26 protein-coding genes and 1 pseudogene are annotated in these 25552 nt (G+C 66.7%); 12 read left to right on the top strand and 15 right to left on the bottom strand.

Annotation, left to right across the window (positions count from 1 at the left end; all coding sequences use genetic code 11):
- Positions 1-82 precede the first annotated feature (82 nt).
- The 4 genes and pseudogenes from J3A75_RS10785 (at position 83) to J3A75_RS10770 (ending at position 3386) form a co-directional block, all read left to right on the top strand.
- Complete coding sequence (locus J3A75_RS10785; RefSeq protein WP_012318284.1) at positions 83-526, top strand: DMT family transporter; 444 nt, start codon at positions 83-85, stop codon at positions 524-526.
- Between the two features lie 397 nt (positions 527-923).
- Positions 924-2003 (top strand): IS110 family transposase, encoded by a 1080-nt coding sequence (locus J3A75_RS10780; protein ID WP_209650164.1) that lies wholly within the window; start codon positions 924-926, stop codon positions 2001-2003.
- A gap of 16 nt (positions 2004-2019) precedes the next feature.
- Positions 2020-2226, top strand: a pseudogene (locus J3A75_RS10775) (IS3 family transposase); the annotation flags it as partial.
- 401 nt (positions 2227-2627) lie between these two features.
- Positions 2628-3386, top strand: a complete 759-nt coding sequence (locus J3A75_RS10770; protein ID WP_029359250.1) for a LuxR C-terminal-related transcriptional regulator — start codon at positions 2628-2630, stop codon at positions 3384-3386.
- 622 nt (positions 3387-4008) lie between these two features.
- Here J3A75_RS10770 and J3A75_RS10765 read toward each other — a convergent pair.
- Both J3A75_RS10765 and J3A75_RS10760 read right to left on the bottom strand, forming a co-directional pair.
- On the bottom strand, positions 4009-4260 hold the full coding sequence (locus J3A75_RS10765; protein WP_029359251.1) for a hypothetical protein: 252 nt from the start codon (positions 4258-4260) through the stop codon (positions 4009-4011).
- 711 nt (positions 4261-4971) lie between these two features.
- Complete coding sequence (locus tag J3A75_RS10760; protein WP_012318281.1) at positions 4972-5802, bottom strand: outer membrane protein; 831 nt, start codon at positions 5800-5802, stop codon at positions 4972-4974.
- A gap of 845 nt (positions 5803-6647) precedes the next feature.
- Here J3A75_RS10760 and J3A75_RS10755 point away from each other — a divergent pair.
- On the top strand, positions 6648-6785 hold the full coding sequence (locus tag J3A75_RS10755; protein WP_164891286.1) for a hypothetical protein: 138 nt from the start codon (positions 6648-6650) through the stop codon (positions 6783-6785).
- A 520-nt stretch (positions 6786-7305) separates the two neighbouring features.
- On the opposite strand, the gene J3A75_RS10750 is transcribed toward J3A75_RS10755, so the two are convergent.
- The 3 genes from J3A75_RS10750 to J3A75_RS10740 form a co-directional block, all read right to left on the bottom strand.
- The gene (locus J3A75_RS10750) at positions 7306-7536 is read right to left on the bottom strand and encodes a hypothetical protein (protein ID WP_029359253.1); all 231 of its coding nucleotides are present in this window, start codon (positions 7534-7536) and stop codon (positions 7306-7308) included.
- A gap of 303 nt (positions 7537-7839) precedes the next feature.
- Positions 7840-8535: a CHASE3 domain-containing protein gene (locus J3A75_RS10745; protein WP_029359254.1), complete on the bottom strand. Its 696-nt coding sequence runs from the start codon at positions 8533-8535 to the stop codon at positions 7840-7842.
- Between the two features lie 291 nt (positions 8536-8826).
- Positions 8827-9045 (bottom strand): hypothetical protein, encoded by a 219-nt coding sequence (locus tag J3A75_RS10740; protein WP_029359255.1) that lies wholly within the window; start codon positions 9043-9045, stop codon positions 8827-8829.
- Positions 9046-9074: 29 nt separating this feature from the next.
- Here J3A75_RS10740 and J3A75_RS10735 point away from each other — a divergent pair, with 29 nt between their 5' ends.
- Positions 9075-9371, top strand: a complete 297-nt coding sequence (locus tag J3A75_RS10735; RefSeq protein WP_127991278.1) for a DUF6522 family protein — start codon at positions 9075-9077, stop codon at positions 9369-9371.
- 516 nt (positions 9372-9887) lie between these two features.
- Here J3A75_RS10735 and J3A75_RS37020 read toward each other — a convergent pair.
- The 3 genes from J3A75_RS37020 to J3A75_RS10725 all read right to left on the bottom strand — a co-directional run bounded on the left by J3A75_RS37020 (position 9888) and on the right by J3A75_RS10725 (position 12087).
- Entirely contained in the window at positions 9888-10019 is a 132-nt protein-coding gene (locus J3A75_RS37020) for a hypothetical protein (protein ID WP_268821218.1), read from the bottom strand.
- 812 nt (positions 10020-10831) lie between these two features.
- Positions 10832-11032, bottom strand: a complete 201-nt coding sequence (locus J3A75_RS10730; protein WP_127991279.1) for a hypothetical protein — start codon at positions 11030-11032, stop codon at positions 10832-10834.
- Positions 11033-11607: 575 nt separating this feature from the next.
- Positions 11608-12087: a PAS domain-containing protein gene (locus tag J3A75_RS10725; RefSeq protein ID WP_312892353.1), complete on the bottom strand. Its 480-nt coding sequence runs from the start codon at positions 12085-12087 to the stop codon at positions 11608-11610.
- A gap of 328 nt (positions 12088-12415) precedes the next feature.
- On the opposite strand from J3A75_RS10725, the gene J3A75_RS10720 reads away from it, so the two are divergent.
- Positions 12416-12694, top strand: a complete 279-nt coding sequence (locus tag J3A75_RS10720) for a hypothetical protein (RefSeq protein WP_127991280.1) — start codon at positions 12416-12418, stop codon at positions 12692-12694.
- A gap of 312 nt (positions 12695-13006) precedes the next feature.
- Positions 13007-13171, top strand: a complete 165-nt coding sequence (locus tag J3A75_RS10715; protein WP_164891287.1) for a hypothetical protein — start codon at positions 13007-13009, stop codon at positions 13169-13171.
- 1036 nt (positions 13172-14207) lie between these two features.
- On the opposite strand, the gene J3A75_RS10710 is transcribed toward J3A75_RS10715, so the two are convergent.
- A complete protein-coding gene (locus J3A75_RS10710; protein WP_053622076.1) occupies positions 14208-15209 on the bottom strand; it encodes a GlxA family transcriptional regulator in 1002 nt (333 codons plus the stop codon).
- A 117-nt stretch (positions 15210-15326) separates the two neighbouring features.
- Here J3A75_RS10710 and J3A75_RS10705 point away from each other — a divergent pair, with 117 nt between their 5' ends.
- From J3A75_RS10705 to J3A75_RS10695, 3 genes are all read left to right on the top strand, one after another.
- Positions 15327-16139 carry an SDR family NAD(P)-dependent oxidoreductase gene (locus J3A75_RS10705; RefSeq protein WP_029359257.1) on the top strand — a complete coding sequence of 271 codons (813 nt, stop codon included), beginning with the start codon at positions 15327-15329 and terminating at the stop codon, positions 16137-16139.
- Between the two features lie 15 nt (positions 16140-16154).
- A complete protein-coding gene (locus J3A75_RS10700) occupies positions 16155-16550 on the top strand; it encodes a tautomerase family protein (protein WP_029359258.1) in 396 nt (131 codons plus the stop codon).
- Between the two features lie 128 nt (positions 16551-16678).
- Positions 16679-17488: an IS5 family transposase gene (locus J3A75_RS10695; protein WP_209650163.1), complete on the top strand. Its 810-nt coding sequence runs from the start codon at positions 16679-16681 to the stop codon at positions 17486-17488.
- Positions 17489-17688: 200 nt separating this feature from the next.
- Here J3A75_RS10695 and J3A75_RS10690 read toward each other — a convergent pair whose 3' ends face one another.
- Positions 17689-18615 (bottom strand): N-carbamoyl-D-amino-acid hydrolase, encoded by a 927-nt coding sequence (locus tag J3A75_RS10690; RefSeq protein WP_029359260.1) that lies wholly within the window; start codon positions 18613-18615, stop codon positions 17689-17691.
- Positions 18616-18880: 265 nt separating this feature from the next.
- On the opposite strand from J3A75_RS10690, the gene J3A75_RS10685 reads away from it, so the two are divergent.
- Positions 18881-20440: an ABC transporter substrate-binding protein gene (locus tag J3A75_RS10685; RefSeq protein WP_051252300.1), complete on the top strand. Its 1560-nt coding sequence runs from the start codon at positions 18881-18883 to the stop codon at positions 20438-20440.
- 110 nt (positions 20441-20550) lie between these two features.
- On the opposite strand, the gene hpxZ is transcribed toward J3A75_RS10685, so the two are convergent.
- The 5 genes from hpxZ to J3A75_RS10660 are packed head-to-tail and all read right to left on the bottom strand — an operon-like array spanning position 20551 to position 25548.
- Positions 20551-20955 (bottom strand): oxalurate catabolism protein HpxZ, encoded by a 405-nt coding sequence (gene hpxZ / locus J3A75_RS10680; RefSeq protein WP_029359265.1) that lies wholly within the window; start codon positions 20953-20955, stop codon positions 20551-20553.
- Positions 20956-22137 carry an amidase gene (locus J3A75_RS10675; protein ID WP_127991281.1) on the bottom strand — a complete coding sequence of 394 codons (1182 nt, stop codon included), beginning with the start codon at positions 22135-22137 and terminating at the stop codon, positions 20956-20958.
- On the bottom strand, positions 22134-23750 hold the full coding sequence (locus tag J3A75_RS10670; protein WP_029359268.1) for an ABC transporter ATP-binding protein: 1617 nt from the start codon (positions 23748-23750) through the stop codon (positions 22134-22136). The genes J3A75_RS10675 and J3A75_RS10670 overlap by 4 nt, the downstream gene beginning before the upstream one ends.
- Positions 23747-24574 (bottom strand): ABC transporter permease, encoded by an 828-nt coding sequence (locus tag J3A75_RS10665; protein WP_029359270.1) that lies wholly within the window; start codon positions 24572-24574, stop codon positions 23747-23749. The genes J3A75_RS10670 and J3A75_RS10665 overlap by 4 nt, the downstream gene beginning before the upstream one ends.
- 2 nt (positions 24575-24576) lie before the next feature.
- Positions 24577-25548 carry an ABC transporter permease gene (locus J3A75_RS10660; RefSeq protein ID WP_053622072.1) on the bottom strand — a complete coding sequence of 324 codons (972 nt, stop codon included), beginning with the start codon at positions 25546-25548 and terminating at the stop codon, positions 24577-24579.
- Positions 25549-25552: the final 4 nt, after the last annotated feature.

Raw genomic sequence — 25552 nt, 5'->3', positions numbered from 1 at the left:
CGACCCACGCGAGGCGTTCCAGGGGACGTGGAAGAGACGCAGATAGCCCTACCTAGCGAGATCTCACCGATTGGATCTCGACATGTGGTACCTGTACGGCGCCGTCCTGCTGGCTGGGATCGCGAACGCCATCCAGCCAGGCCAGAACAGTACCCTCGCCAGAGGCTTCTCTCAGCCGCTCGTGGCGGGTCTGATCGTTGGTATCGGCACCGCCCTGACCGTCCTGATCATCGGCCTCATATCCCGTCGCTTGGCATGGCCGACAACCCAGGAGCTGTCGCAGGTGCCGTGGTGGGCATGGGGCGGCGGCTTCCTGGGCGGCGGAGTCGTGATCGCGCAGCTGCTGATTGCTCGGCACGTGGGAGCTGGGGCGTTTCTCGGGCTTCTGGTGACGGCGGGCGTCGTGACCTCCATCCTGCTCGACCATTTCGGCTTGGTCGGCTTTGAGGTGCATCCGGCCAGCCTCTGGCGGATCCTCGGTGGCCTGCTGATGGTGGCCGGTGTCGCGCTCGTCGCGCTCTTCTAAAGGCGGTCGCGTTTCTCCCGCACGGCTCGCGCCACCTTCGTGCTCGACGGTCTGGAGCAGGCCCTGCACGAGCGCCGGCCCCTCCAGGTGAGCGGGCTCGCGCACCACAGCGACAGTCAGAAGATCTGCGCCAGTTCCCGGGTGGTCTGACCCGCACAGCGATGGACCATCGGTTAAGCTGGCGCCGCAGGGCGTCCCGGTGCGGCCTGACTCGCACTCTGATCGACCGGCCGTGTCTTTCCCCGGACCTGTCGGCCGCCCGGGAACACCCTGCGGTGAGGTTTTGCCTCGCCGATGCCTGTGACCCGAGAAGGGCCTGACCGTCTGGTCTCGTGACTGTCCTGTCCGCGCATCCGGTCGTGGTGAAGCCATCAGGCTCGATCGACAGGAGGATGGGATGAGTGCCGAGAAAGCTCACGAGCGTCGTGTCATCGGCGGTGTCGACACCCACAAGGATCTGCATGTCGCCGCGGTCGTCGATGACCGGGATCGGGTTCTGGCGACCGCCAGCTTCGCCGCGACCCGCCAGGGCTATCGGCAGATGCTGACCTGGATGCGTTCGTTCGGCCCGCTGCGCCGCGTCGGGGTCGAATCGACCGGCAGCTATGGTGCCGGCCTGCTTCGCTTCCTCCAGCGGTCCGGGATTAAGGTACTGGAGGTGACCGCCCCCGACACCCAGGACCGTCGCCGGCGGGGCAAGAACGACGACTTCGACGCACAGAGCGCGGCGCACGCGGCCTTCGCCGGCACCCGTACCGTCACGCCGCGCACCCGCGACGGCATGGTCGAGTCGCTGCGCGTCCTGAGCGCGTGCCGGAAGACGGCGGTCGCGGCCCGGCGCATCGCCCTGCAGATGATCCACAACACCATCGTGTGCGCCCCGGACGCCCTGCGCGAGACGCTGCGCCGGATGACCCGGATGCAGCTCGTGCGGACCCTGGCGGCGTGGCGGCCTGATCTGAGCGCCTACCGCGACGTCGAGGCCGCCTACCGGATCGGCCTGAAGTCCCTGGCGCGGCGCTATCTGGAACTGCACGACGAGATCGCCGATCTCGATGCCATGATCGGCGCCATCGTCGACGAGCTTGCCCCGGACCTCGTGGCCCGCAACTCCATCGGCAGCAATGGCGCCGCTCAGCTCCTCCTGACGGCCGGCGACAATCCCGAGCGCTTGCGCTCAGAGGCAGGCTTCGCGGCGCTTTGTGGCGTGAGCCCCGTGCCAGCCTCATCGGGCAAGACGGTGCGCCATCGCCTCAACCGAGGCGGTGATCGCGCGGCTAACAGCGCGCTGCACATTATCGCCATCGGGCGACTGCGAACCGATGAGCGGACCAAGGCGTATGTGACCCGCCGCATCGCAGAAGGCCACTCCAAGCTGGAAGCGATCCGTTGCCTGAAGCGCTACATCGCCCGTGAGGTGTTCACGCTCATCACCCGGAGGCGGCAGGCGATCAACCAGACCCAAATCGCGGCTTGACACACAGAAGGGCGTCAGGGGGAGCCGATACCTCGCTCGGCGCGACACGGAATGGCTGGCGGAGGCGGGCGTCGAGCCTTCGGTCGGCAGCGTCGGATACAGCGACGACAACGCCTCGGCCGAGACGATCAGCGGTCTGTTCAAGGCCGAGGTGATCCATCGGCGCGCGCCGTGGCGCAGCTTCGAGGCGGTGGCGTTCGCCGCGCCGGAAGGGGTCGATTGATCCTCTCGATCAGAAGGGTCCAAAGCCGGCCGGTCAGGTCAGGAGCGGCCGAGGAAGCGGGTCGGGCTCGGCGGGACGGCAGATACAGATGGGTCGCCCGCCCCGCGACATTCAACCACACACGCAGTGCCTAACTTGAGCTGTTTCCGGCCGAGCGTGTTGTTCAATTCGACAATTGTATATGGATCTAAACCGCTCTATCGCCAAACATTCACTTGAGAGCGGCATTCATGCTTTGGCTGAATGGCAATGATCGCCTTCGTGAGATCGTCGTGCGCGTTATGTCTGGATATTGGCTGAGCCATATATGGCGGAACGCAAGAAACATCTAAAAACTCCTCGCAAACCTGCTTCTGATCCCGGTTCGGCATATCGAACTGAGAGACAAAAGGTGCGAGGTCATGAGTACGACCGTCGGGGTCCTGATCCTGGATGAAGCGCAGGACCTGAGCGCCGCCGCCCGCGCTGCTTTGGATCACTTGCCGGAGATCCGCCTACTCGGCGAGGCATGCCTGGACGAAGCCGATGTCGAGGTTGAGGTCGCTGTGGTCTGTCTCAGCTCGGACAAGGTCGCGGAGGGAATCGCGCATGTCACCGGCCTGAGGGAACGCCGGCCGAACCTGCGCATCCTGGTGTCCTTCGACGCGCTGACAGCGGACCACTTTGAGTCTCTGTTGGATGCGGGTGCTGATGCCTTCGTCGGGCGATCACATTCGCAGCAGGAACTCAGTGCGGCGCTGCTTGCCCTTGTGAAGGGAGCGGCTTGCCTCGTTCCTCCGAAGCGGCCGGGCGCCATGAAGGCGGGCCAGAGCTGCAACTTCGGTCTGTCCCCCCGCGAGATCGACGTCCTGCGCTTCCTCTGTGCAGGCTTCAGCAACAAGGAGGTCGCCCGGCGCTTGGCGCTGAGTGTGCGCACTGTGGAGACCCATCGGCTCAACCTGCGCCGCAAGACCCAGACCGGCCGTTTGAAGGAGCTCGTTTCGCTCGCCCACCAGCTTGGGCTGCCGCTCCCGTCTGCTGACGAGTGGTCTTCGCATGCCGACAATCGGTTCGCGTCAAAGGGAGGCTCTCTTTTCGAGGCCGTGACCGGCCCGGAAGGGCTTTCCGTCCGTGCCGACGTCGCTAGCCGTGCAGGAGCGACTTCCTTGAGGAAGCGTTAACGGCGCGAGGCGGTCGCTACGGATGGTGGCGGCAGCTCTCCTGCGCGTACTCTGCAGCGTCGCTACGGCTTCTGACAGGCGAAACCGAACGGCAGGCGGGCCGGCCCCTAGAGGGCTCGGCCCGCGCCTTTCGGGCCAGTGTGAACTGTTGCGCCGCTCCTGACACTTCCGCGTTCTCGGGCAGGGACCCGGAACGACAACGGCGCAGCAACCCTGGAGGTCACTGCGCCGCGGGGTCGGGCTACTGAGGGGGCGATAGCAGCCACGAAGAAGGGCTACGCGCGACGCTGCTACTGCGGGGTGCGCCTGAACACATCCAAGAGCATGTGGCTCGGCAGCGACAGAGGTCGGCCATCGCCTGTGGACAGCGCGAAGCGCCCTCGATCCGTCAAGGTTCAGGCGCGAGGGTGCTGACCCCTCTTCCGATCCGGCCTGCCATGTTCGCCAGCCCTCACGCTTTCGTCCTGCATCATCGCGAGCGTCTCGCCGTGCTCCTCTCGTCGGCCCTGTTCCTGGCCGGCGCGCTCCCGCTTTTCTGGGCGGTCGGGTGACGACCCCGGCGCGCCCAGAAATCACCCGGCACTCCGTTAGTAGCAGCCGGCCGATGGCCGCTCAGGCGGCGTCATCCGATGACGGCTCGCGGCGCTCCGAGCCCGGCGGACATGGCGTTGTGTTCGTCCAGGGCATCGTGCCATCCGGTCGGCAGAGCATCGACCTTGCCCTTCAGGTCGCCCTTCCGCTCCGGGCGGGGGCCCTTGCAACCGCCATCGCGCCATACCCGGAACTTGCGGCTGTCGACCCACTCCGTTCGGCCGTGCTCGGCGCGGACGATGATGTCGGCGATCACCCGGTTGGCCTCGTTGAAGAACGCCAACGCGAGCCGTCGGGTCGCACAGCGCCGCAGGGCCCGCGCCTCTCGAAAGGCGGGACGTTTTTGCAGAACCCGCAACACCGCACGAGCATCGCCCGACCCACATCGTCCCGCTTCGGCGTGCCGGTCTTCAGGCGGTTCTGACGGCACTCGCCCCCGGTCTCGACGCTGCGCTTCGGCCGCTTCGACATGCCCTTGCGGGATTTCCGGGCCGCGGGTGTCCAACCTGGACGTCTCGCGTCGAAGTCGGGGGGCTCGTTCTCGTCCGACAGAGGTGCGCCTCCATGTGAGGAGCCCCCTATCCATACCGGATCGACCCGAAACACAAACGGCCGAGCGGCGGCAGCGCCTTGGCACCCTCATCGGCTGATGCGGCCGGGTCATCTGATGATGACGGTCCGGTCAGCGGCCGGCGCTCGATGCGTTGAGAATTCAACTCGCCATAACCGTCACGCGCGTTGCGACGACGTCATGGCGAGCCATGGGTTGGGATGGGATCGGATCCGCTCGGACGGCCCTTCCAGAACGAAGAAACACCCCGGGAGCTTGCGCTCTCAGGGTGCTGCCGACCTCGCGGCCAGTTTGATCGGGCTGGGGATGCGAAGGTCAGCCGATCGGCTGCTCTTCGGCGGCGGAGAGCGATGAGGAGGACCAACTACCCCTCGCCCGCCGCCGCACTCCCGGCACAGCCGCCGGGAGCAGCGCGACCGGATCTCAGTACGAGCCGAACTTGTAGTTCAGGCCGGCGCGGACGACGGCGAACTCGTCGTCGCGGCGGCCGATGGCGCTGTAGGCGACCGGGACGAGGTTGGCGGCGTTGACCACCAGGGCGCCCTGGTTGCGGGTGCCGCGCTCCAGGTTCACGTACAGGCCTTCGACCTTCAGCGTCACGGCCGAGGAGCGGAAGAAGTTCAGGAACGAGTCGGTGGGCAGGGCGTACTCGATGCCGCCGCCGACGGCGTAGCCGGTGCGGAAGCTGTCGTTGCCGGCGTAGCCGCCGAAGGAGCGGTCGGCGCTGCCCGAGCCGTAGGCGAAGCCGCCGGTGGCGTACACGAGGGTGCGGTCGAAGGCGTAGCCGAGGCGGCCGCGCACGGTGCCGAAGTAGTCGAGGCTGGAGAGGCCGCGCGGGTCGGTGACGTAGTAGCCGGGGGCGACGGCGCCGGAGATGAAGGCGTTGTTCCGGTTACGGCCGAAGTCGAGGTACTGGGCGTCGGCCTCGAAGCCGATCACGACACCCGAACCCGGGGTGATCTGCCAGTTGTAGCCGATCTGCGCACCGCCGGAGAAGCCGTCCTGGCTGCGGTCGCGGAAGGAGGCGACGGTGCCGGGGGCGGCGTAGGGGAAGGGCACCGCGAAGGTGTTGTTGGTGCGGCTGCTGGCGTCGAAGGCGTAGCCGGCGTTGATACCGAAGTAGGCGCCGGTCCAGGTGAAGACCGGGACGGGGGTGAACACCGGCGGCGGGGCGGCGCGGCGCGGCAGGTCGGCGGCCGAGGCGGCGGCGGTCAGGGCCGTGAAGGCGGCCAGCGAGGCCAGGAGCTTGGTCATAACGGAAGGTCCAAATTTCGATCTGGGTGTATGGCTACCGGTCCGTGATGGAAATAGCTGTAGTTTTACGGACACACCATGCGATGACGAGGTAGGGCGGCTTAGTAAACCGAATATGAACGCACCCGAGATCGGCAAAATACATCGCCTGACACTCAGCCGGTCGCCACAACATCTCAGATGCGTTTTGGTTGCAGTCCGCCGCCACGTCGCTTGGCAGCTGTGGCCGAAGGGCTACAGGACGGGGTCGGCGGTTCGCTGCAGAGCAGGACCCTCACTGGGTTTTCAGCCCCACCATGCCGATCCGGCCCGAGGACCGCTACTTCTGTCCCGTCGATTGGGCGCAGCTCTCGGCCGTGATCCGGTTCGGGCGGGCGAGAGACTGCTGCGAAGGTTGCGGGCGGCCGCGCAAGCGGATGGTCTACCGCCTCGGCGATGGCCGTGGTGGGCGCGGATGCCGGCCGGTGGCGCCGTGGCGCTCGGTATCCTCGGCGGCGTCGTGGTTGGCAGTGCCATCGCGTTGGCCAACAGCGGCTAGTACCCGGGCCGTCCGGTCTGCTCCGCGCCCAATCCGTACGGTTCCACTGCCACGTCGAGCGACGCGCGTACGTTGACCCGTACGGGGACGAGCACGTTCGGCGGGTCGGGGTTCGTGAGGAGGCCCAGGCCATTCCCGGAGGCTGGGGAATGGCAGACGTGGGTGGCCTAGGTGGCTTTCGTATTTGATCCGGTATCGGCCAGGATCGCGTCGCCGCGGCGCCGACACACCTATCCACCGTGGAACATAGCGCCACCGGAACAAGAACCGAATCTCGGCATTGGCGGCTCACATTGTGGAGACGACGATGACTGACAAGAAGGGCAACGGTAGCGCGACAGCCAAGAAAGCGAATGCCAAGGCGAGCAAGGAGGGTAAATCCAATCCTCGTAAGTCGTCGGCGGCACAGGCCGAACTCGGCAAGAAGGGCGCTAAGAGCAAATAAGCGAAGCCTTCACCCCACTTAGACGGGCGCTTCGAGGGCTGGCAGCCCCCGGGGCCGGTGCCCCGCGGTCTCCAGTCCTGCCGCCTCGCACCGACCCTCGCACGACTGCTCGACCTGGGCTTCGAGGGGTAGATGCGGAGATCTGTCCCCACCAGCCTGTCATCGCGTGCCCGCCGGCAACAGCACCGTGTGGCGTCGCGAACGCCTCGGGCACATCGGCAAGGGTAAGCGTTACCGTAGCAGGTGTTCCGCGCAGAAAAAGGCCGCTCCCGAAGGAGCAGCCCGACGTCTAGGGAGGAAACGCTCTCGGGGAGGGCTGCGAAACTGCGACGCCGTCGCGGTCTCACGTGGCCCGCCTCAGCCTGCGCGGTGCGGCGCACAACTGCGCTCGGGCTTCGTCGCGTGCATAAGTGGCGCTGGATGTCCGCTCAGGTGCGCGTCCGCGCCGTGGCTCGGGCTCCCGGAACGTTCCGGGGCCGCGTCTCACCTAGCTTCGTGGGAGACGCAGTCGTGTCCGCCGTCAGCGGGCCAAAGCGTCGGCCGGGCCGCCGGCATGCTGGCCCGAGTACCGGTAGGCCGGGGCGGTGCGATAGTGGGTCACTGAGATTTCCGGCAGGACCACCGAGGCGTTGCCGACGTAGCCCGAGTAGGCCGAAGCCGGATAGGGGCTGTGCCTGCTGTCGATGCCTTGCGCCAAGGCGGGCGTGGCGACGGCGACCAGGGCGGCCGCGGCGAGCAGATGCAGCTTCATGACGATCTCCATGCGGGTTCGTTCGACTTCACGGGGAAGCCATCCGGTCAGTCAGGTCGCGTGAGGAAGATCGTCGGTGCGGCGGTCTCGATCGCGGCGGCTGTGCTTGGCCGGCTGTGACCTCTCAACGGCATACTCTGCCGATCGTTCGCCGGGTTTTGTGCGCCGCCACACAGGGGGTGCACCGAGACAGGCGATCTATCCGTGACCCCTCCCCGCCAATACCCCCCGACAAATCCCGACCGAGGTCCGAGGTTGTGAGCGGCTCGCTGCGCAGGCGCACGCCAGGATCAAACACCAGGATCAAGCATCCCATTGTTGACGAGGGCGTTGCGCGTGTAGCTGTGCCTCGGCTTGCTCGCGCTGCAGGATCTCATGGCGGAGCGCATCGTTCACGGATCGAAGTTCGCGGGCGCGATGCCGGTCGGTCCGAATGACCAGCCAAGCGAGGGCAGCAGCGAGACACAGGGCGGTGACGATAACTGCAGCCAGGATCGACCGGCGGAACGCGGCTTGTTCGGCGCGTGTGGCCTGGAGTTCTATCTCTGCTCGGTCGAACTCAGCGATAGCCGTCCGAATACGCCTCATCAGGTCGCGTCCGGCGTTGGTGCGCACAATGGTGAGCGCTCCCGCTTGGTCGCCCGCCTGCATGCGCTCGGTCGTTCGCGCGAGCTCGGCCACCTTCTCACCGATGATGGGGCGGAGCTGATCCAGCCGGACTTGCTGCTCTGCATTGTCGCCCGTGAGGTACCGCAACTCTGCCTCGGCAGCCGGCAACTCGCGGCGAGCGGTCGTGAACGGGTCGAGGTAAGTCAGGTCGCCGGTGAGCAGGTAGCCGCGCTGGCCTGTTTCCGCTTCTTGAATGAGCCGAGATAGCCGCGCATCGGCCCGCCGCACTTCAGCGGAGTGCACAGCCCACGCATCGGCATCCGCGCTGGCCAGAGCGGCAACGACGGCTGCCAAGCCGGCGAGAATGAGCAAGGCGAACCCGACGACCATCGCGGCGGTCTCGCGAGATCCGGGGGGGCGTCGGGCGGAGCGATCTTCCAAGTTGCATCCTCCGCACTGGGAAATTGGCAGCTTGGCAGTGCCGACATAGGGGCCGCGTTGGCAAGACCATCGCACGTCGCTCAGGCCCGACAAGGGCTCGTCGCCGCGGTCGCCACACCGCCCTGCTGCAGACCGTCGCCGCGTCGCTCGTCCCGTCCGACTGCCCGCGAGATTTCTCACAGGATCGCCTCGGTTACGGTCGAACGCTGCCCCTCGGCGGCCTTTCATCGCTTCCGTTGCCTACTCCTCTGTGCGCCGCTTAACGGGCGGCAGGGCGTCGCCGGGCGTCGTCGCGTCCCGCTGATAGTTGGGCCCGCCGATCGCCACCTCGGCGACGTCGTCGATCGCCTCGATCACCTTCGAGATCGCGTTGTAGAGCGGCCCCCGCGGCTTGGCCCTGGTCAGAGCCTTGCGGCGCTGCCAGGGCCAGTGCTCAAGCGCTTGGACCGCCGTTTGCACTGTTCTTTCAAGTCGTGGAGGACCAGTGCATGCGCCTGGATCTTGATGGGCAGGGCGGGTGGCTGATTACACCGGCGCAATTAGCGCATCGGCTCGGCATGAGCGAGCCGGCTCTACGACGGCAAGCTGCTCTCGGCCATATCGATAGCCGCCTTGATCGAGGCTACGGCGGTGATGAGGGCCGTTCGCGTGTGACGGTAATCGTTGGCAAATTCGGTTGGCAGGGCATCTTCCATGCCGATGGCCGCCTGCTCTCTGAGTTCCGGTGGGAGCCTCGGCCAAGCACCATGAGCCTCAACAAGCTGAAGGCATCGCACAGACCTTGAAGACTGTCCGCCGTGGCTCATCGAGAGTGGCCGCGAACCAGCGCCGTTGAGCCTCAGATAACCGCCCTGCCCCCATTCCGCGTTTCGGGCTGCGTTGCGTACTGGCCCCGGTCGTGAGGAACGGCACCAAGGCCCGGTCATCCCGTAACCGGATCGGGTGACGGGTCTTATCGGGCACATCAGCCCCGCGGGTCTCCGAGTGCTGCTTCGCTATCGGCCCGCCTTTGCGAGGTCATCGCGTGTTCCTCCCAAACAGCCCTCAGACCGGTAGCTCCCGCTACTGGGCTTCTTTATTGACCAACAGGAGGGTCAGACTGCTGATGGTCAATGGAGGATTAGGGCGAGCATGCGACGCCCTCAAGTCCGCGCAAGCCGTTGGGTTCGCAATGCTGGGCGCTCGAAAGCACTGGAGACCCCGCAGCGCGTACATGGAAAATCAGGAAAGTACATGCACGGTTTACTGACAACAGCACCCGCTGTCCGCTGGCTTGCAAAGCTGTCGCTTTGAGCGTGCCTTCAAGTGACGACGGCGGTTTTCAAGGATCTGGCGACGTCATCAGCCTGATCTCGGGTCAGGCCCGTCACCAGAATGGCATCGTCCCGGTACACCGTGTACGTGCCGTCGTCTGTCGCGCGGATACGGATCATGTCAGCCCCCCGTGGCGAACTGCGTAGTAGCGTATACTCGGGCAGGGTATTGGCAAGGGTTGGCCGGTAAGAGTCTGTTTACCACCGCGTCGCAGCTTGCACCCGCGGCCGGAGCGCGACCTCCGAGCTACGGCAAGAGTGGCGTCAGGGCGCGATCTCGTTCCGGTCCCGGTGCGGCCTCGTCGGCGCAGTCGCGCTCGCCTAGCGTGGACCGCTCTTCTCGGATCTGACGCCGTGCACGAGGGTCGCCAGGTAGATGGCGGATGCGATCACGGCGCAGGCGATGACGCCGAGGGCTTGAGCGGTTGGCACGGTCATACCAGCAACCATGCCGTCCGGTTGTGGCGAGCATGTTGCCGGATTTGGGCAGGGCAATCACGAGCTAGCGATATGGTGTGCCGGGCTCCACAGCGGGCGTTAGGTCACAGCCACGCTTTGTCCTGCCTGATCCTCATCGCCGAACAGGCGTTCGTGCCGGCGCAGTGGGAGCGCGCCTCCGTGCGAAGGGAGGCGGTTCTTGAAGGGCTCGTGCTCGGTGCCGTCGCCGCCACCGTTGGCACCGGGGCTCTCGTGTTCTCGACAGGAGCCATTGAGATCAGCGGCATAACCCACTGCGTGGACTGGCAGCGAAGGCACAACCAGGTGCGGCTGGACGATGGGCCGCTACCGCCTCTTGCCCCTGAACGCCCCAGTCCCCCGCTACTCAAGCACCGTGCGGCCGCTCCTGGTCGAACCGCCGAGATGTAGAACGGTGCAGAGGCCCAGTCCGTCCGAAGGAGCGACCGATCGGCACGTGCGCTCGGCGCTTGGTTTCAGCGAGCGCTCTGCCACCGGGCAGTGATCTCCCGGAAGGCCACATCGCCGTCCGCCTCTGACGCGCCTTCCGACCCGAAGGATCGAACCGACTGGCGCACGATGACGCCGTCGCGCATGATCGACCAGTCGAACCGGCCGGGCTCCTTCGCGGAGGGCGTCACACGCAGCGTGTGAGGGTTCGGCTTGAAGATGATCATGACCTGCATGTGGTGGCTGACAGAACCATCCGTCAGGGGACGGAAGACAATGGACGGGCCGGAGTTCTCCCCGAGCCCCGTCAACCCGTGATCAGATAGGGCGACGGGGCTGACTGTCGTCCCTGAGGCACAGGACGGACTGCCTGCCGGGGAACGCGCTCTCGGGTCTCGGCCGTTCGGCTCGACAGCGAACGGCGAGAACGCCCACTGTTCCAGGCCAGATGGCCGAGACTGGCCACCACTCAGGTGAGTGCCTGTGGGTGAAGCGAGGGCGTGCCGGAGTACCGGTTCGGATCCTGCGGACAGCCGGTATGCACCCGGCGATGAGAAAGCCTTCGGCGGCCATTCTCCGCGTAGGATCCATAGAGCACCAGCGCACCATGGCAGGATGGGCAGCGCTTGGGCGCCATCACGTAGACGCCTCTTGCTTCGGTCGCGCTGATCGGACGCCAGACGCCCTCGATCTTGGCTTCACAGATCTGTGTATCAAGTGCTGCCATGCCTGCAAGGCGCCATGCTGAAGGGGTCGATACCAGCCTCGGATCGGGTGCGAGAGCATGGCAAAACGCCAGCGCTCAGTTCATGCGTTGGCGCCCGTTCTCGACCTCCTGCTGGGCCAACTTGCGCCCCAGCGCCAGCAGCAGCGCATCTGCCTGGGCCTTCAGATTGGGATCCTGCATCTCCACGATCGCCTGTTGGGCGGCAATGATATGATCGGCCGCCCGGTCCAGAGGCGCCTCGCCCAAGTGTGTCTCGGGCTCGTCGAACGTACCCTCGCTCACCCGCATCCGAGTGATGTCGATCAAGATGCCGCTCCCACCAATCGGCCTACCAATGTGATCGTGTGTGAAACGGCCGCGGGCCAAGACCCAGCGCGTCCGCCCGTCTACGGAGGTCACCCGGTATTCGGTCAGGTACGTGCTGCCGTCACGAGCACTGCGCCGAGCCAGAGCGAGCACCCGCTCTCGATCCTCTGCATGAAGTGCATCGATGTACGCAGCGAGCGGCATACCTTCCTCGGCTTCGCCGGGAACCAAGTTGAACAGCAGCGCCACGAACCCATCGGAGCGTACTTGATCAGTTGCCGCGTCCCAATCCCATCGGCCGATCACATCGAGTGCATCGAGGGCGTTCTGGAATGCTGCGGGACAGGTCTGTCGCGGAAGAGGCTTGGCTTTCGGCACCGAGGCACCCGGCTTTGGTTACTCGCTAACCTTTCTATCTGGCACAATCGTGCAATCACAAGGGAAAATTTATGCCGCACCGCAACTGCTGCGTGCGAAATTCGACAATTGTGTGCAAAACGAGCTATCCGTGCATGCAAGAGGTGCCATCGTGCGCCCGGACTGATGGCCGATGAGATCGAAGAGAACGCCCCTGAGCGTGGACGCGCAGGATGATCGGCCACAGGGCGACATCCACGACCGTCCATTGCAGGCGGGGGGCTTGGCGAAACGGCGGGTTCTAGGCCGCGTCGCCGAAGCGCTGGGGATGCCTCTGGCCACGCTGTACGACCCGCCCAGCGCTACCATGCTAGCGGCAGATGCCACCTCCGATCTCGACCACGAATGTGAGGCACTTCTGCACGCCTACAAGCGCATCAGCGATCCCGGGCGCCGCCGCCTCCTCGATCTCGTGCAGGAGGTGGCCGAGAGAGCCTGAACCGCCGACCCGTGGGTGTTCGAAGGCGGTTCGGCCTACCGAACCAAGCAGGGTCAGATCTGGTGGATCCCGGTATGGGAATTCGCCAGGAGAGGCGCTGACCGGTGAGCTGCCGGCGCTTCGCGCAGATCGGCAGCACGGGCTCGCTGCCGGCCTTCACCGTGCTGGTGGCGATCCTGGCGTACCGCGGGCTCACAGGGCTGGTGCCGTGGCGGCTCAGAATGGATCGAACGGGCCGCGTCCCCCCAGGTTCTGCAAACAGAACCCTCGGCGCTGTGGGGAGCACCCCGCGGGGGCGGCCGTTGCCCCGAGATGCGCACAGCCCCCGCCGTCCTGATCATGCTCGTCCGCTTCGGGCCCGACCTCGTGTACGTGGCGGGCGACACGCTCCCGCCACAAGACCCGTCGCGCCAGACGACAGCGCTCAAGTGGATCGTCAGCCCTCCTGCGGTCGTGGTGTTCCGGGCTCCTCAATGAGGATCTCACCGCTTCTGGTTGCCACTCTCCAGCGCTGCTCCGCCTGCGTGTTGGCTCGGGCAGGCATTCCACTCGCCGCTCGCCCGCGGCTTGTGACGACTCCATTACTTCCGGACCACAAACGTCAGATCCGCCCGGCCCGGCGCCGCGGCTATCTTCCTTCAAGACCAGCATAGCGTCGGAGATATCGAACCATCTCTCAACCAAGCGCGTTTCTCAGCCTTCAACTCAAAGGAAGCTTCTCATGCGTCATCGCGTTCTCGCAGCCGCGGCCGTCTTCAGCCTCGTTACAGGTGGGGCCTATGCGCAGGCTCCCGCGGCGGCTCCTGTTGCGCCCTCCACTCCCGGCGCTTCGGGCGTAGTTGCGCCGCAGAACAGCACTACCGGTAGCAACGGCGCCGTGACGGCTTCGCCGACCGGGCAGCCGGCCGACACGATGTCCAACAGCTCGTCGTCCGCCGGGAATGCCAATCAGCCTGAGCGCGCTGTTCCTCAGGGCGGCGGTGGCGGCGGCAGCAGCAAGTAGCCGCTGAGCGCCAGCATTTGCGCGCTCTTCCTTCGGTCCCGCCGGCACCGCCGCGCGGGGCCTTCTATCCGCATCTCACTCTGTCGGCACCGGGCCTTCGTATCGGACGTCGACCCACCCGCGTCGTCTTCAGAAGGTGTTCCGCCCCAGAGGCGCCGATGCACGGCCAAGCCATCTACGCCGCCGTCATCGCCGGCTCCGTCGAGTTCGACTGTCTCTGTCACGACGTCAGCGCCGCCAGCAGGCACGCGGATGTCTGGATGTAGCCGCGTGGCTCTAGCTGGGTTCTCGAAGGGCCACGGAGGCGGCGACCGCTCGCATCATACGCGGCTCCTGAGCGAGCCGGCGGAAACTCACCCATCTGAGACGTCCTGAGAGCTATAGGTGCTGACGGCACATGGCCGAAAGCCGCCGGTCCGCTTCTGGGCTGGTCCGCTGGAAAATCGGACGGGCTGCCAAGATCCGGCTCGGACAGGTATGCTCGCCAGATCTTCGCCTCGAAGCAGTTGTTCAGGGCGAATCATTCTCCAAGATGTGCTCGACCGTGGGTGGCCGAAGCCACGCACTCGCCGTATCCGAGTCGCCACGCGCATTGCGCCGGATGACCTGCGGCGGCTGCCCGAACGCTCGGAGGAACGCGCGACGCATCCGGTTGCGGTCTGCGAAGCCGGTTTGGTTGGCGACGGCGTCAATAGGATGCCGGCTGCGTTCCATCAAAACCCGCGCAGCCTCGACCCGGAGATTTTCGACTGCCTTGGCCGGCGATTGGCCGGTCTCCGCATGGAAGACGCGGCTGAACTGGCGCGGGCTGAGGTGCGCGGCTTCCGCCAACTCCTCGACCGATAGCGGGCGGTGTAGATTGCGCTTGGCGTAGGTCAGGGCCGCTTGGATGCGGTCCGACTTCGCGTCGAGGTCGAGCAGGGTCGAGAACTGCGACTGGCCCCCCGCCCGGCGATGGTAGAGCACGAGCTTCTTGGCGATCTCCTTCGTCACCTCGTGACCGAGATCTGCCTCGATCAGAGCGAGGACGAGGTCGATGCCGGCACTCATGCCCGCCGATGTCCAGATCGGGCCGTCGTTGATGAAAATGCGGTCCGTGTCGGCCGCGCACTTCGGGAACCGGTGCTGCAACTCGCGCGCATGCATCCAGTGCGTCGTGACCCGTCGGCCGTCGAGCAGTCCGGCCTCGCCGAGAACGAAGGCCCCCGTGCAGATGGCGGTGACGCGCCGGGCCCGGGCAGCCGCATGCTGAACGAGCGCGACGAGGCCCGGCGTCGACGGTTGCACGAAGGTGCCGCCGCCGATGACGAGTGTGTCGAAGGGCGTCTCGCCGAATGCCTCCGTTTCCACATTCATGCCGGCCGAGGTGCTGACCGGACCTCCGTGCTCGGAGATGAAGTGGATGTCGTAGATCGCTTCGTCTGATGCGAGGTTGGCGACCTCGAAGGCCGGCACGGCCGCCAGCGCCATCATCGAGTAGCCGGGATAGACGACGAAGCCGACGCGCTGCATGCCACCTCCTATGACCTAAACCGACGCAAACACGACATTTGCGCCATGTCGGGGCAACGGTAGCGTCCTCACATCGAACGCCGCCAACCTGTGGCGCGAGAGAAGAGGAGAACGACGATGACTACGCAAACCGGCAAGGGCCTTGCCGTTGTCACCGGTGCATCCGCCGGCATCGGCGCGGTCTACGCCGACCGTCTCGCCAAGCGGGAGTATGACCTCCTGCTGGTCGCCCGAAACGGTGAACGCCTGCAGGCGCTGGCCGACCGTCTGACCCACGAGACAGGACGCAAGGTCGAGCCGTTCAAGGCCGACCTAGGCCGCAAGGACGATCTCACGCGCCTGGAGATGCGCCTGCGCGAGGACGCGAGCATTACCATGCTCGTCAACAACGCCGGCATCGGCTCCGTCGCCTCGACCCTTCAGGCCGACGTGGAGGCGATGGACGCGATGATCCAGCTCAATATCACCGCGCTGACCCGACTGACCTACGCGGTCGCGCCGGCTTTCGTTGCGCGCGGCTCGGGGACCATCATCAACATCTCGTCCGTCGTCGGCATCGCGGTCGAGATGCTCAACGGCGTCTACAGCGCCTCGAAGTCCTACGTCCTCAGCTTCGGCCACGCGCTGCAGAAGGACCTCGCGGACAAGGGCGTGCGCGTCCAGACCGTGCTGCCCGGCGCGACGGCCACAGAGTTCTGGGATGTCGCAGGATACGCGGCCCAGAAGACGTCCGCGATCACCATGTCGGCGGCCGATCTGGTCGACGCAGCCTTGGCTGGTCTCGACCAGGGCGAACTCGTCACCATCCCGGGCCTGCAGGACGTAGATGACTGGACGCGCTGGGAGGAGGATCGCCGGGCCATGGCCGCCAAGTTCGGCAACGCCAAGCCGTCGGCGCGGTACGGGCTCGCGGCGGCGAACGCGGCCTGAACCCGGAGACTGTCCATGCCGTACCTCCAGCTCGACGTGACCGGCCCGTATTCCGTGGCCTCCAAGAAGCGCCTCGCGGCGCAGATGAGCCGGACCTATGCGGAGATGATGTCGGTCGACATCAGGCGGATCAGCGTCGCCATCCGCGAGCTCGGCGAGGGCGGCGTGTGGCGGATACCGGAAGCCGGCGGCGAGCCGGTGCCGGTCTCCGTGATGATGCTGGACATCCGCAAAGGACGCTCGGCCGAGTTGCGGATGGAGGTCGCCAAGGCGCTGTGCGCCCATTGCGTCGAGATCCTCGGCCTGCGCGAGGATCGCCTCAACGTCGAGTTCACGCAGCATTCCGGCGACGAGATGTATCACCCGACCCTCGGGGGCTACAGCCCCGAGTGGTCGCCGGACGAGCGATGATCAGTGTCGCAAACGGTTCTGGCCGTAAGCGGCTGGTCCATCTTTGTGAGTGCCGGTGTCGAGAGCGGACGAGCCGCTCCTAGAGGCTGTTATGGACCTGGGGCGGGTCTGTGCTCAGATGAGCGGGGATGAGCGCTCCCCGCAAGCCGTATCCGTCCGACGTTTCCGATGAGGAGTGGGCGCTGGTTGCGCCCTACCTGACGCTGCTGCGTGAAGATGCCGGTCAGCGTGAGCATGCGTTGCGCGAGGTGTTCAACGGCCTGCGCTACGTGGTGCGAAGCGGCTGCCCGTGGCGGCTGATGCCGCATGATCTGCCGCCCTGGTTTGCCGTGTATCAGCAGGCCCAGCGTTGGCTGGCTGCCGGCTGTTTCGAGCAACTGGCCGAGGATCTGCGCGCGGTGCTGCGCACGGCGTCGGGTCGCGCGCCGGAGCCGACGGCGGCTGTGCTCGACAGCCGGACTTTGCGCTCCTCGCCCGAGAGCGGCGAGCGGGCCGGCTACGATGGGGCCAAGCGCAAGAAGGGCTCGAAGCTGCACATGGCGGTGGACACCCTCGGCCATCTCCTGGCGCTGCACGTCACGCCCGCCGATGCCGATGATCGCGCTCAGGTCGGCCGGCTGGCCAAGGCCGTGCAGGCGGCCACCGGCGAGAGCGTCGAGGTCGCCTTCGTCGATCAGGGCTACACGGGCGAGAAGCCGGCCACAGCCGCCCGCGAGCATGGCATCGCACTGGAGGTGGTGAAGCTGCCCGAGGCTAAGCGCGGCTTCGTGCTGCTCCCACGCCGTTGGGTCGTGGAGCGCTCCTTTGCCTGGGCCACCCGCTTCCGCAGGCTCGTCAAAGATTACGAGCGCTATGCCAGCACCCTGGCAGACCTGCACCTCGTCGCTTTCGTCTGCCTCATGCTCAGACAGGCCGCTCAAATGGCCACAGGTTCATAACAGCCTCTAACTCGCTGAGGTTATGCCGAGCGCCTGGCGCTCAGTGCTGTACAGGCAGAGTATAAACAGTCCTCGGATCGCAGGCTGCCGAAGGAACGCGGTGACAAATCCTGCGCCGGCTTGTGAGCCTTGTGATGCCCGTGATCTGACTGGCGATCTCGCTCATCACAGCGATGTCGGCATAACACAGGAGCGACGGATCAAACCTCGACCTGCATGCCGGTCTGCGCGGTGATGCGGCTGTAGTGCTCGGTCCGGCGATGCCGGGCGAAGTCGAAGATCGTCGTCTTGCCGAAGGCGCACTTGTCGAAGTCGCAGGCGGCCAGGATGAGTTCGTCCTCCTCCGTTGTCGCCCGTGCGAGGACGAATCCATCCGGGTCGACGATGATCGAGCCGCCCATCAGCGGATGCCCATCCTCGATGCCGGCCTTGGCCACGCCGACGACATAAGTTGCGTTCTGATAGGCGCCCGCTTGAAGCGACAGGTCGGAATGGAACAGACGCTTCTCCAGGCCTTCGGCACTCTGCTGACCGTTCGCCGAGGGGGTGTTGTAGCCGATCGTGACGAGTTCCACCCCCTGAAGGCCCAGGCACCGGTAGGTCTCCGGCCAGCGCCGGTCGTTGCAGATCGCCATGCCCATCACGACACCGGCGTTGCGCCAAACGCGAAATCCGAGATCGCCCGGCTCGAAGTAGCGCTTCTCCAGATGCTGGTGGGTGCGCTTCGGGTCGTACTCGCTGTGCCCGGGTAGATGGATCTTGCGGTACTTGCCGACGATGGCGCCCGCCCGGTCGGTCAGGATCGAGGTGTTGAAGCGGCGTCCCTCGGGCGTCAGTTCGGCGTAGCCGAAGGTGATCGCAATCCCCAGGGCGCGTGCGCGCTCGAACAGGGGCGCCGTCGCGCCGTTCGGCATCTCGCGCTCGAAGAACCCGTCGATCTCGGCCTCGTCCTCCATGTACCAGCGTGGAAAGAAGGTGGTAAGCGCGAGCTCCGGATAGACCAGCATCTCGACACCCCGAGCGGCGGCGGCTTCCAGAAGGTCGATCATCCGGGCCACGACGACCTGCCGGCTGTCGGCACGCTGGATCGGGCCCATCTGAGCGCCGCCGACGACGAGTTGAACCATGGGTGAGCTCACCTTTCTGGATCGGTCACGGCCGGGCCGAACGCCCTGCAACCCCGTATTCTCCCGCCGGTGCAAAGCCGCTGCCAAGCTCTGAAACCGGCGCCTGCACGAACCCGCATGCAACCCTTGCAGGTAGCTTGGCTGAAGATTTGCGGGACAGACGTCAGTTGCCGGCCATCCCACGTCGGCACGAGACCGAGGTCCCGAGATGTCGACGTTGGCATCCTGGCGATTCGCGATCTTGTCCTTCGCCTGGCTGGTGGGCATGCACCACGCCTCCTTGGCCCAGGGCGTGCTGCGGATCGGCATGACCGCCTCCGACATCCCGCTGACCACGGGACAGGCCGACAACGGCGGCGAGGGGATCCGCTTCGTCGGGCAGACGATCTACGACGCGTTGATCGCCTGGGACCTCACCCGCTCGGACAAGCCGGCCGAACTGATACCCGGCCTCGCGACGAGCTGGACGGTGGATCCGGTCGATAGGAACAGATGGACGCTCAAGATCCGACCGGGGGTCAAATTCCACGACGGGTCCGATTTCACCGCCGATGCGGCCGTTTGGAACTTCGACAAGCTGTTGAAGCCCGACGCCCCTCAATACGACCCGCGACAGTCCGCGCAGGGCAAGGTGCGCATTCCGGCGGTTGCGAGCTACCGGGCAATCGATCGGATGACGCTGGAGGTCATGACCAAGGCACCCGATGCGACGCTCCCCTACCAGCTCGTCTATATCGCCATGTCCTCGCCGGCGCAGTGGGAGAAGGTAGGCCGGTCCTGGGACACCTTCGCCAAGCAGCCATCGGGTACGGGCCCATGGAAGCTGACGCTGTTCGCCCCGCGCGAGCGCGCGGAGATGGTGCCCAACGGCGCCTATTGGGACCAAGCACGTGTGCCGAAGCTCGACAAGCTGGTGCTGGTGCCGCTGCCCGATGCGAACGCGCGTGTCGCCGCGCTGCGTTCCGGTCAGGTCGACTGGATCGAGGCGCCGTCGCCGGACGCGGTCGCATCCCTGAAGAAGGCGGGCTTCACCATCGCCACCAACTCGTATCCGCACAACTGGACATGGCACCTGTCGCGCGTCGAGGGGGCGCCCTGGAACGACATCAGAGTGCGAAAGGCGGTCAATCTCGCCATCGATCGCGAGGGATTGAGGGAGCTGCTCGGCGGCTTGGCGGTGCCAGCCACGGGGTTCCTACCTTCCAACGACGCGTGGTTCGGCAACCCCACGTTCCGGGTGAAGTACGATCCCGAAGCGGCCAGGAAGCTCCTCGCCGAAGCGGGCTACAGCCCGGCCAAGCCTCTGAGGACCAGGATCGCGATCTCGGCATCGGGCTCCGGCCAGATGCAGCCTCTGCCGATGAACGAGTTCATACAGCAGAACCTTGCCGAGGTCGGCGTCCAGATCGACTACGAGGTGGTCGAGTGGAACACGCTCATCAACATGTGGCGCGCCGGTGCCAAGGCCGACATCTCACGCGGCGTGACCGGGATCAACTACAGCTACTCGCTGCAGGATCCGTACAGTGCGCTGATCCGTCATCTTAAGTGCGACCTGACGGCTCCCGTGGGAACCAACTGGGGATACTATTGCGATCCAGCGATGGACAAAATGTTCGATGACGTGCGCAACACCTTCGATCCCGTTCAGCAAGCCAAGGTCCTGATGAGGATCCACGAGAAGTTCGTCGACGATGCGCTGTTCGTCATGGTCGTCCATGACGTGAACCCGCGAGCCATGAGCTCGAGCGTGAAGGGGTTCGTTCAAGCTCAGAGTTGGAACCAGAGCCTCTCGCCGGTCTACATCTCGGCTCCGGAACGTTAGCGGGTGAGATGAGCGCCGTTCAAAGCCGATAGGACGTTGGCCGGATGTGGTCGATAGCGGAATGGCTGCTTCGGAGAAAAAACTGACAGGAAAGCAGCCCGCCTAAGAGCCTATGAGCAATCCGCAGCCGGCATGATTGACACGTGAGCTGACACCACCTTCCAACCGCTGTCGGGTAGACGCATCCAAGTCTGGCTTTGACGCCCGATGCCGGCCTTGCCGCGCGGCTTGAATTCCAGATTGACCGTGGCGAAATCGCTCCCGAGCGTCAGGATCTCCAGCCGGATTCGCGCCTCCTTGGTCCCGCCCGGCGGCGGATCGGCTGCGACGCGTGCGGCGTGGACTTCGGCAAAGCCGTAGCAGTTCTCGTGGAGGGCGAAGCGGATCGTGTGCGGACTGTCCCAGAAGGTCTCATCGAGAACGGCGACATCCTTCTCGACGAGCGCCCGCTCGTAGCGCTCAAACAGGGCGGTGATCTCGGCCACGACCTCGGGGCGGTTCACAGTCGCGTCCATTCAGCCCTCCAGGGCGACGGCGGTACGGAGCAGGTCGAGGTCGGCTCCACGGGCACCTAGGATCGACAGGCCGACCGGAGCGCCGTCGACAAGTGCGCCCGGCAGATTGACCTGCGGGACGCCGGTGAGGCCGCCGTGGCTCGTCAGGCAGGCGATGCGCTCGCGCAGAGGATGCAGCGCGCCGAGCGGCAGCCCGCGCAGGGGCGCCGGGAACGGGGTGGTCGGGAGGCACAGGATCGTGCCGGGGGACAGAAGCCGCGCGAGCCGCGCCCGGGCCTCGATCCGCATCAGGCTCGCAGCGCTGCGCTCGGCATCGGTTATCATCGAGCCCTGGATCAACGATCGGGCGACCGCGAAGGCCATGCGTGGATTGCAGGCATCGAGCCAGGGTTCGAAGGTCTGCCACGCCTCGCTGCTCTGGAGGACGCGCTGCGCCCGCTGCCACACGGACAAGCCCTGCGGCGCAAGGGTCACGTCGCGGCGGTTGCCGATCAGGGCGGCCAAGCGGTCGACCTGCGGGGCCAGCGCCTCCTGCACGGCGGCATCGGCGAAGCCGAGCGCGTCGGCGGCCACGAGCAGCGTGTGCGGCGTGTGGTCCGGCATAGCTTCGCCGAACACCACCTCGCCGACCCGCGCGAAGGTGCGCGCGTCCCGGGCGAACCAGCCGCAGGTATCGGAGCTCGGCGCCTGGACGCAGATCCCAGAAAAGTCGACGCGGCCGTGCGTTGGCCGGATGCCGTAGAGGCCGCAGAAGCTCGCCGGTACGCGCACGGACCCGCCAGTATCCGTGCCCAGGGCGAAGTCGCAGGCGCCCGCGGCCACCGCGGAGGCCGAGCCGCTGGACGAGCCGCCGGGCACCCGATCGGGCGCCGCAGGATTGAGCGGCGTGCCGTCGTGGGCGTTCTCGCCGAGAATTCCCAGTGAGACTTCGTCGGTGACCGTCTTGCCGACGACCGAGGCGCCCGCATCGAGCAGCGTCTGCACCACGCCGGCATGGCGGGCCGGCGTCGGGTAGACGCGCGGCCAGTCCGGGTTTCCGCCTCCCGTGGGAGTGTCCGCGAGGTCGATCAGGTCTTTGACGGCGAAGGTGAGGCCGGCAAGCGGCCCCGTCGCGGATCCGGCGACGCGGAGGCGCGATCCGGGCAGGAACGGGTCCGTCGAGAGGGGCTGCGCGGTCGTCATGCGGGGATCGGTTCCTGCCATTGGGCGCCGGGCACGGCGGCGAACAGCGCCTCGGTATAGGGGTGCTTCGGCGCGAAGAAGATCTCGGCCGTGGGCGCGACCTCGACCACCTGACCGGACCGCATCACCGCGATCCGGTCGCAGACCTGCAGAGCGACCCGGAGATCGTGGGTCACGAACAGCATGCTGAGGTGCAGCCGCGCCTTGATGTCGGCGAGCAGCGCAAGGACCTGCGCCTGCACGGAGACGTCCAGGGCCGAGACCGGCTCGTCGGCCACCAGGATCTCGGGCTTCATGGCGAGCGCCCGGGCGATGCCGATCCGCTGGCGCTGGCCACCGCTGAACTCGTGCGGGAAGCGCTGCGCCGCCGAGGGGTCGAGGCCGACCAGCGCCAGCATCTCGCACGCCTGGACCCGTGCGATCCCGGGCTCGGTGCCGTGGATGATCGGCCCCTCAGCGACGATGTCGACCACGCGCTGGCGCGGATCGAGGGAGCCGTACGGGTCTTGGAACACCATCTGCACGCGCCGGCGGTGCGGGCGCATCTGGCGGCGGCTCAGCTCGGCGACGCTGTGTCCGGCAAGCAGAATTTCGCCGCCATCGACCGGCATCAGGCGGGTGATCGCCCGCGCCAGCGTGCTCTTGCCCGAGCCGCTCTCGCCTACGAGGCCCAGGGTCTCGCCCCGCCTAAGCAGAACGTCCACGCCGTCGAGGGCTCGGGTGACGCGGCTCCCGAAAAGGCCGCGGGCGCCGTAGGTCTTCTCGACCTGCTTGGCCTCCACCACGAGAGGTGCGGTGCTGGCGGCGCGGCGCGGCGGCGGGACGAGCTTCGGCACGGCGGCGATGAGGGCGCGGGTGTAGGGATGCTTCGGAGCCCCGAGCACCGTGGCTTTTGGCCCCTGCTCGACCAGGACGCCTTTCTGCAAGACTGCCACCGTGTCGGCGATGTCGGCCACGACGCCGAAATCGTGCGTGATGAACAGGACGCTCGTGCCGTGCTCGCGCTGCAGATCGCGGATGAGGGAGAGAATCTGCGCCTGCGTGGTGACGTCGAGGGCCGTGGTCGGCTCGTCGGCGATGAGCAGCCGCGGGTTCAGCGCCAGCGCCATGGCGATCATCGCCCGCTGGCGCTGGCCGCCCGAGAGCTGGTGCGGGTAGGAGCGCAGGAGCCGGATCGGGTCCGGGAGGTGGACGCTCGCGAGGAGCGCGAGGATGCGCGCCCGGCGGTCCGCGCGCCCGAGCGTCGTGTGGATTCGCAGGACCTCGTCGATCTGCCGCCCGATCGTGTGGAGCGGGTTCAGGGCCGTCATCGGCTCCTGGAAGATCATCGCAATGCGCGCCCCCCGGACCTTGCGCATCTGACGCGCGGTGATCGCGGCGAGATCCGCGCCCTCGAACTGGATGCGCCCGCCGGCCACACGCACGCGCGGTCCCGGGAGCAGCCCGAGGATCGCGCGGGCCACCATCGACTTGCCCGATCCGCTCTCGCCGATCAGGCAGGTGACCGCGCCGGGCCGCAGGACCAGATCCAGGTCGGTGACGGCATTCGGACGGTCCGCGCCGGGCGGCAGCGTGATCGTGAGCTTCTCGATCTCGAGGACGGCGTCGCTCATCGCTCTCGGAGCCTCGGATTCAGGACCTCGTTCAGGCCGTCCCCGACGAGGTTGATCGCGAGGACGGTCAGCAGGATCGCCAGCCCGGGGAAGGCGCAGATCCACCACGCCGACCGGAGCACCGCGCGGCCCGAGCTGATGATCAGGCCCCAGCTCATGACGTTGGGATCGCCGAGGCCGAGGAAGGCGAGCCCCGCCTCGATCAGGACCGCCGTGCCGATCAGGAGCGTGCCGACGGCGATGATCGCCGAGGTGCAGTTCGGCAGCATATGGCGGAAGACGATGCGCGCGTCGCCCGCCCCCAGGCCGTCGCAGGCCAGCACGAACTCGCGGCCGCCGAGCGCCACGAACTCACCCCGGACCAGCCGGGCGATGCCGGGCCAGGAGACGGCCGCGATGGCCACGACCTCGCTGAAGAGCGACGGCGACAGGATCGCCACGATCAGGATCGCCAGCACGAAGGCGGGGATCGTCTGGAAGAACTCCGTGAGTCGCATCAGCGCGACCTCGACGCCGCCCCGGTAGTAGCCGGCCAGCCCGCCGATCAGGGTCCCGAGCAGGATCGCCGCCCCGGTGGCGCTGAGGCCGATGATCAGGGAGGTGCGGGCGCCGTACGCGATCTCGGCGGCCACGTCCCGGCCCAGCGTGTCGGTGCCGAGCAGAAACTGGCCGCCCGGCGGCTGGAGGGCCGGGCCGACGAGCGCGAACGGATCGCCCGGATAGAGCAGTGGCGTGAGCGCCACGAGGGCGATCAGGCCGAGGAGCACCGCCGCCCCCGCGAGCGCGAGGCGGTTGCTTGCGAACCGCGCCAAGGCCGTTTGCATCGCTACAGCTCCATCCGCGGATCGAGGCAGACGTAGACGAGGTCCACGGCGAGGTTGATCACCACGACGAGGCAGGCCGAGACGAAGAAGATGCCGAGGAGCAGGTTGAGGTCGCGCGACTGGAGCGCGTTGAAGGCCAGTGTGCCGACCCCCGGCCAGCCGAACACTGTCTCGACCACGATCGAGCCGCCGATCAGGTTGCCGGCCTGCACGCCCGCCATGGTGACCACCGGCAGCAGCGCGTTGCGCAGGACGTGCCCGACCATCACCCGCGCCTCGGTCTGACCCTTGGCGCGGGCGGTGGTGACGTAGTCCATGCCGATCTGTTCCAGCACGGAGGCGCGCATCACCCGCGCGTAGACCGCGAGGTAGAACAGCGCGAGCGCCACCGCCGGCATGACGAGGTGGCGGCCGACGTCCCAGACCTCGTCCCAGCCCTCGTTGTCGGCGCCGACCGTGTCGTAGCCGCTGGTGGGCAGCCAGCCGAGACGGATGGCGAAGACCACGATCATCATCAGCCCGAGCCAGAAGCCCGGGGTTGCGTAGGCCACGAGGCTGACGAGAGAAATGACCGCGTCGCGCCAGGAATTCCGCCCGGTCGCGGCCACGAGGCCGAGGAGCGTGCCGATCAGCAACGCGGCCGCGAAGGCGGTCAGCATCAGCAGCCCGGTGGGCCAGAGCCGGTCGACGATCAGGCTCCCAACCGGGCTGTCGTTGCGGAACGAGTAGCCGAGATCGAGGTGGAGCATGTTCAGCAGGTAGACGCCGAACTGCGTGGCAAGTGGCCGGTCGAGGCCGAATTTGTGGCGCAGCTGCTCCATGTATTCGGGGCTGGCCGCCCCGCTCTCGCCCGCCAGCACGGAGGCCGCATCGCCGGGCGCGAGGTGGATCAGGAAGAAGTTGAGCACGACGATGCCGAGCACCACCGGGATCGCCAGCAGCAGCCGGTAACCGAGGAAACGCGCGAGCCGCACGGGA

This window comes from Methylobacterium sp. PvP105 (assembly GCF_017876975.1).
Classification (GTDB): domain Bacteria; phylum Pseudomonadota; class Alphaproteobacteria; order Rhizobiales; family Beijerinckiaceae; genus Methylobacterium; species Methylobacterium radiotolerans.
Note: the sequence above shows the minus strand (reverse complement) of the source record. Positions and strands in the feature narration are given on the sequence as shown.

Excerpts from the sequence above, each read along its gene's own strand:
- J3A75_RS10785 (WP_012318284.1), top strand. The coding sequence starts at position 83 with ATGTGGTACCTGTACGGCGCCGTCCTGCTGGCTGGGATCGCGAACGCC.
- J3A75_RS10780 (WP_209650164.1), top strand. The coding sequence starts at position 924 with ATGAGTGCCGAGAAAGCTCACGAGCGTCGTGTCATCGGCGGTGTCGAC.
- J3A75_RS10770 (WP_029359250.1), top strand. The coding sequence starts at position 2,628 with ATGAGTACGACCGTCGGGGTCCTGATCCTGGATGAAGCGCAGGACCTG.
- J3A75_RS10760 (WP_012318281.1), bottom strand. The coding sequence starts at position 5,802 with ATGACCAAGCTCCTGGCCTCGCTGGCCGCCTTCACGGCCCTGACCGCC.
- J3A75_RS10755 (WP_164891286.1), top strand. The coding sequence starts at position 6,648 with ATGACTGACAAGAAGGGCAACGGTAGCGCGACAGCCAAGAAAGCGAAT.
- J3A75_RS10750 (WP_029359253.1), bottom strand. The coding sequence starts at position 7,536 with ATGAAGCTGCATCTGCTCGCCGCGGCCGCCCTGGTCGCCGTCGCCACG.
- J3A75_RS10745 (WP_029359254.1), bottom strand. The coding sequence starts at position 8,535 with ATGGTCGTCGGGTTCGCCTTGCTCATTCTCGCCGGCTTGGCAGCCGTC.
- J3A75_RS10735 (WP_127991278.1), top strand. The coding sequence starts at position 9,075 with ATGCGCCTGGATCTTGATGGGCAGGGCGGGTGGCTGATTACACCGGCG.
- J3A75_RS37020 (WP_268821218.1), bottom strand. The coding sequence starts at position 10,019 with ATGATCCGTATCCGCGCGACAGACGACGGCACGTACACGGTGTACCGG.
- J3A75_RS10730 (WP_127991279.1), bottom strand. The coding sequence starts at position 11,032 with ATGATCATCTTCAAGCCGAACCCTCACACGCTGCGTGTGACGCCCTCC.
- J3A75_RS10715 (WP_164891287.1), top strand. The coding sequence starts at position 13,007 with ATGCGCACAGCCCCCGCCGTCCTGATCATGCTCGTCCGCTTCGGGCCC.
- J3A75_RS10710 (WP_053622076.1), bottom strand. The coding sequence starts at position 15,209 with ATGCAGCGCGTCGGCTTCGTCGTCTATCCCGGCTACTCGATGATGGCG.
- J3A75_RS10705 (WP_029359257.1), top strand. The coding sequence starts at position 15,327 with ATGACTACGCAAACCGGCAAGGGCCTTGCCGTTGTCACCGGTGCATCC.
- J3A75_RS10700 (WP_029359258.1), top strand. The coding sequence starts at position 16,155 with ATGCCGTACCTCCAGCTCGACGTGACCGGCCCGTATTCCGTGGCCTCC.
- J3A75_RS10695 (WP_209650163.1), top strand. The coding sequence starts at position 16,679 with ATGAGCGCTCCCCGCAAGCCGTATCCGTCCGACGTTTCCGATGAGGAG.
- J3A75_RS10690 (WP_029359260.1), bottom strand. The coding sequence starts at position 18,615 with ATGGTTCAACTCGTCGTCGGCGGCGCTCAGATGGGCCCGATCCAGCGT.
- J3A75_RS10685 (WP_051252300.1), top strand. The coding sequence starts at position 18,881 with ATGCACCACGCCTCCTTGGCCCAGGGCGTGCTGCGGATCGGCATGACC.
- hpxZ (WP_029359265.1), bottom strand. The coding sequence starts at position 20,955 with ATGGACGCGACTGTGAACCGCCCCGAGGTCGTGGCCGAGATCACCGCC.
- J3A75_RS10675 (WP_127991281.1), bottom strand. The coding sequence starts at position 22,137 with ATGACGACCGCGCAGCCCCTCTCGACGGACCCGTTCCTGCCCGGATCG.
- J3A75_RS10670 (WP_029359268.1), bottom strand. The coding sequence starts at position 23,750 with ATGAGCGACGCCGTCCTCGAGATCGAGAAGCTCACGATCACGCTGCCG.
- J3A75_RS10665 (WP_029359270.1), bottom strand. The coding sequence starts at position 24,574 with ATGCAAACGGCCTTGGCGCGGTTCGCAAGCAACCGCCTCGCGCTCGCG.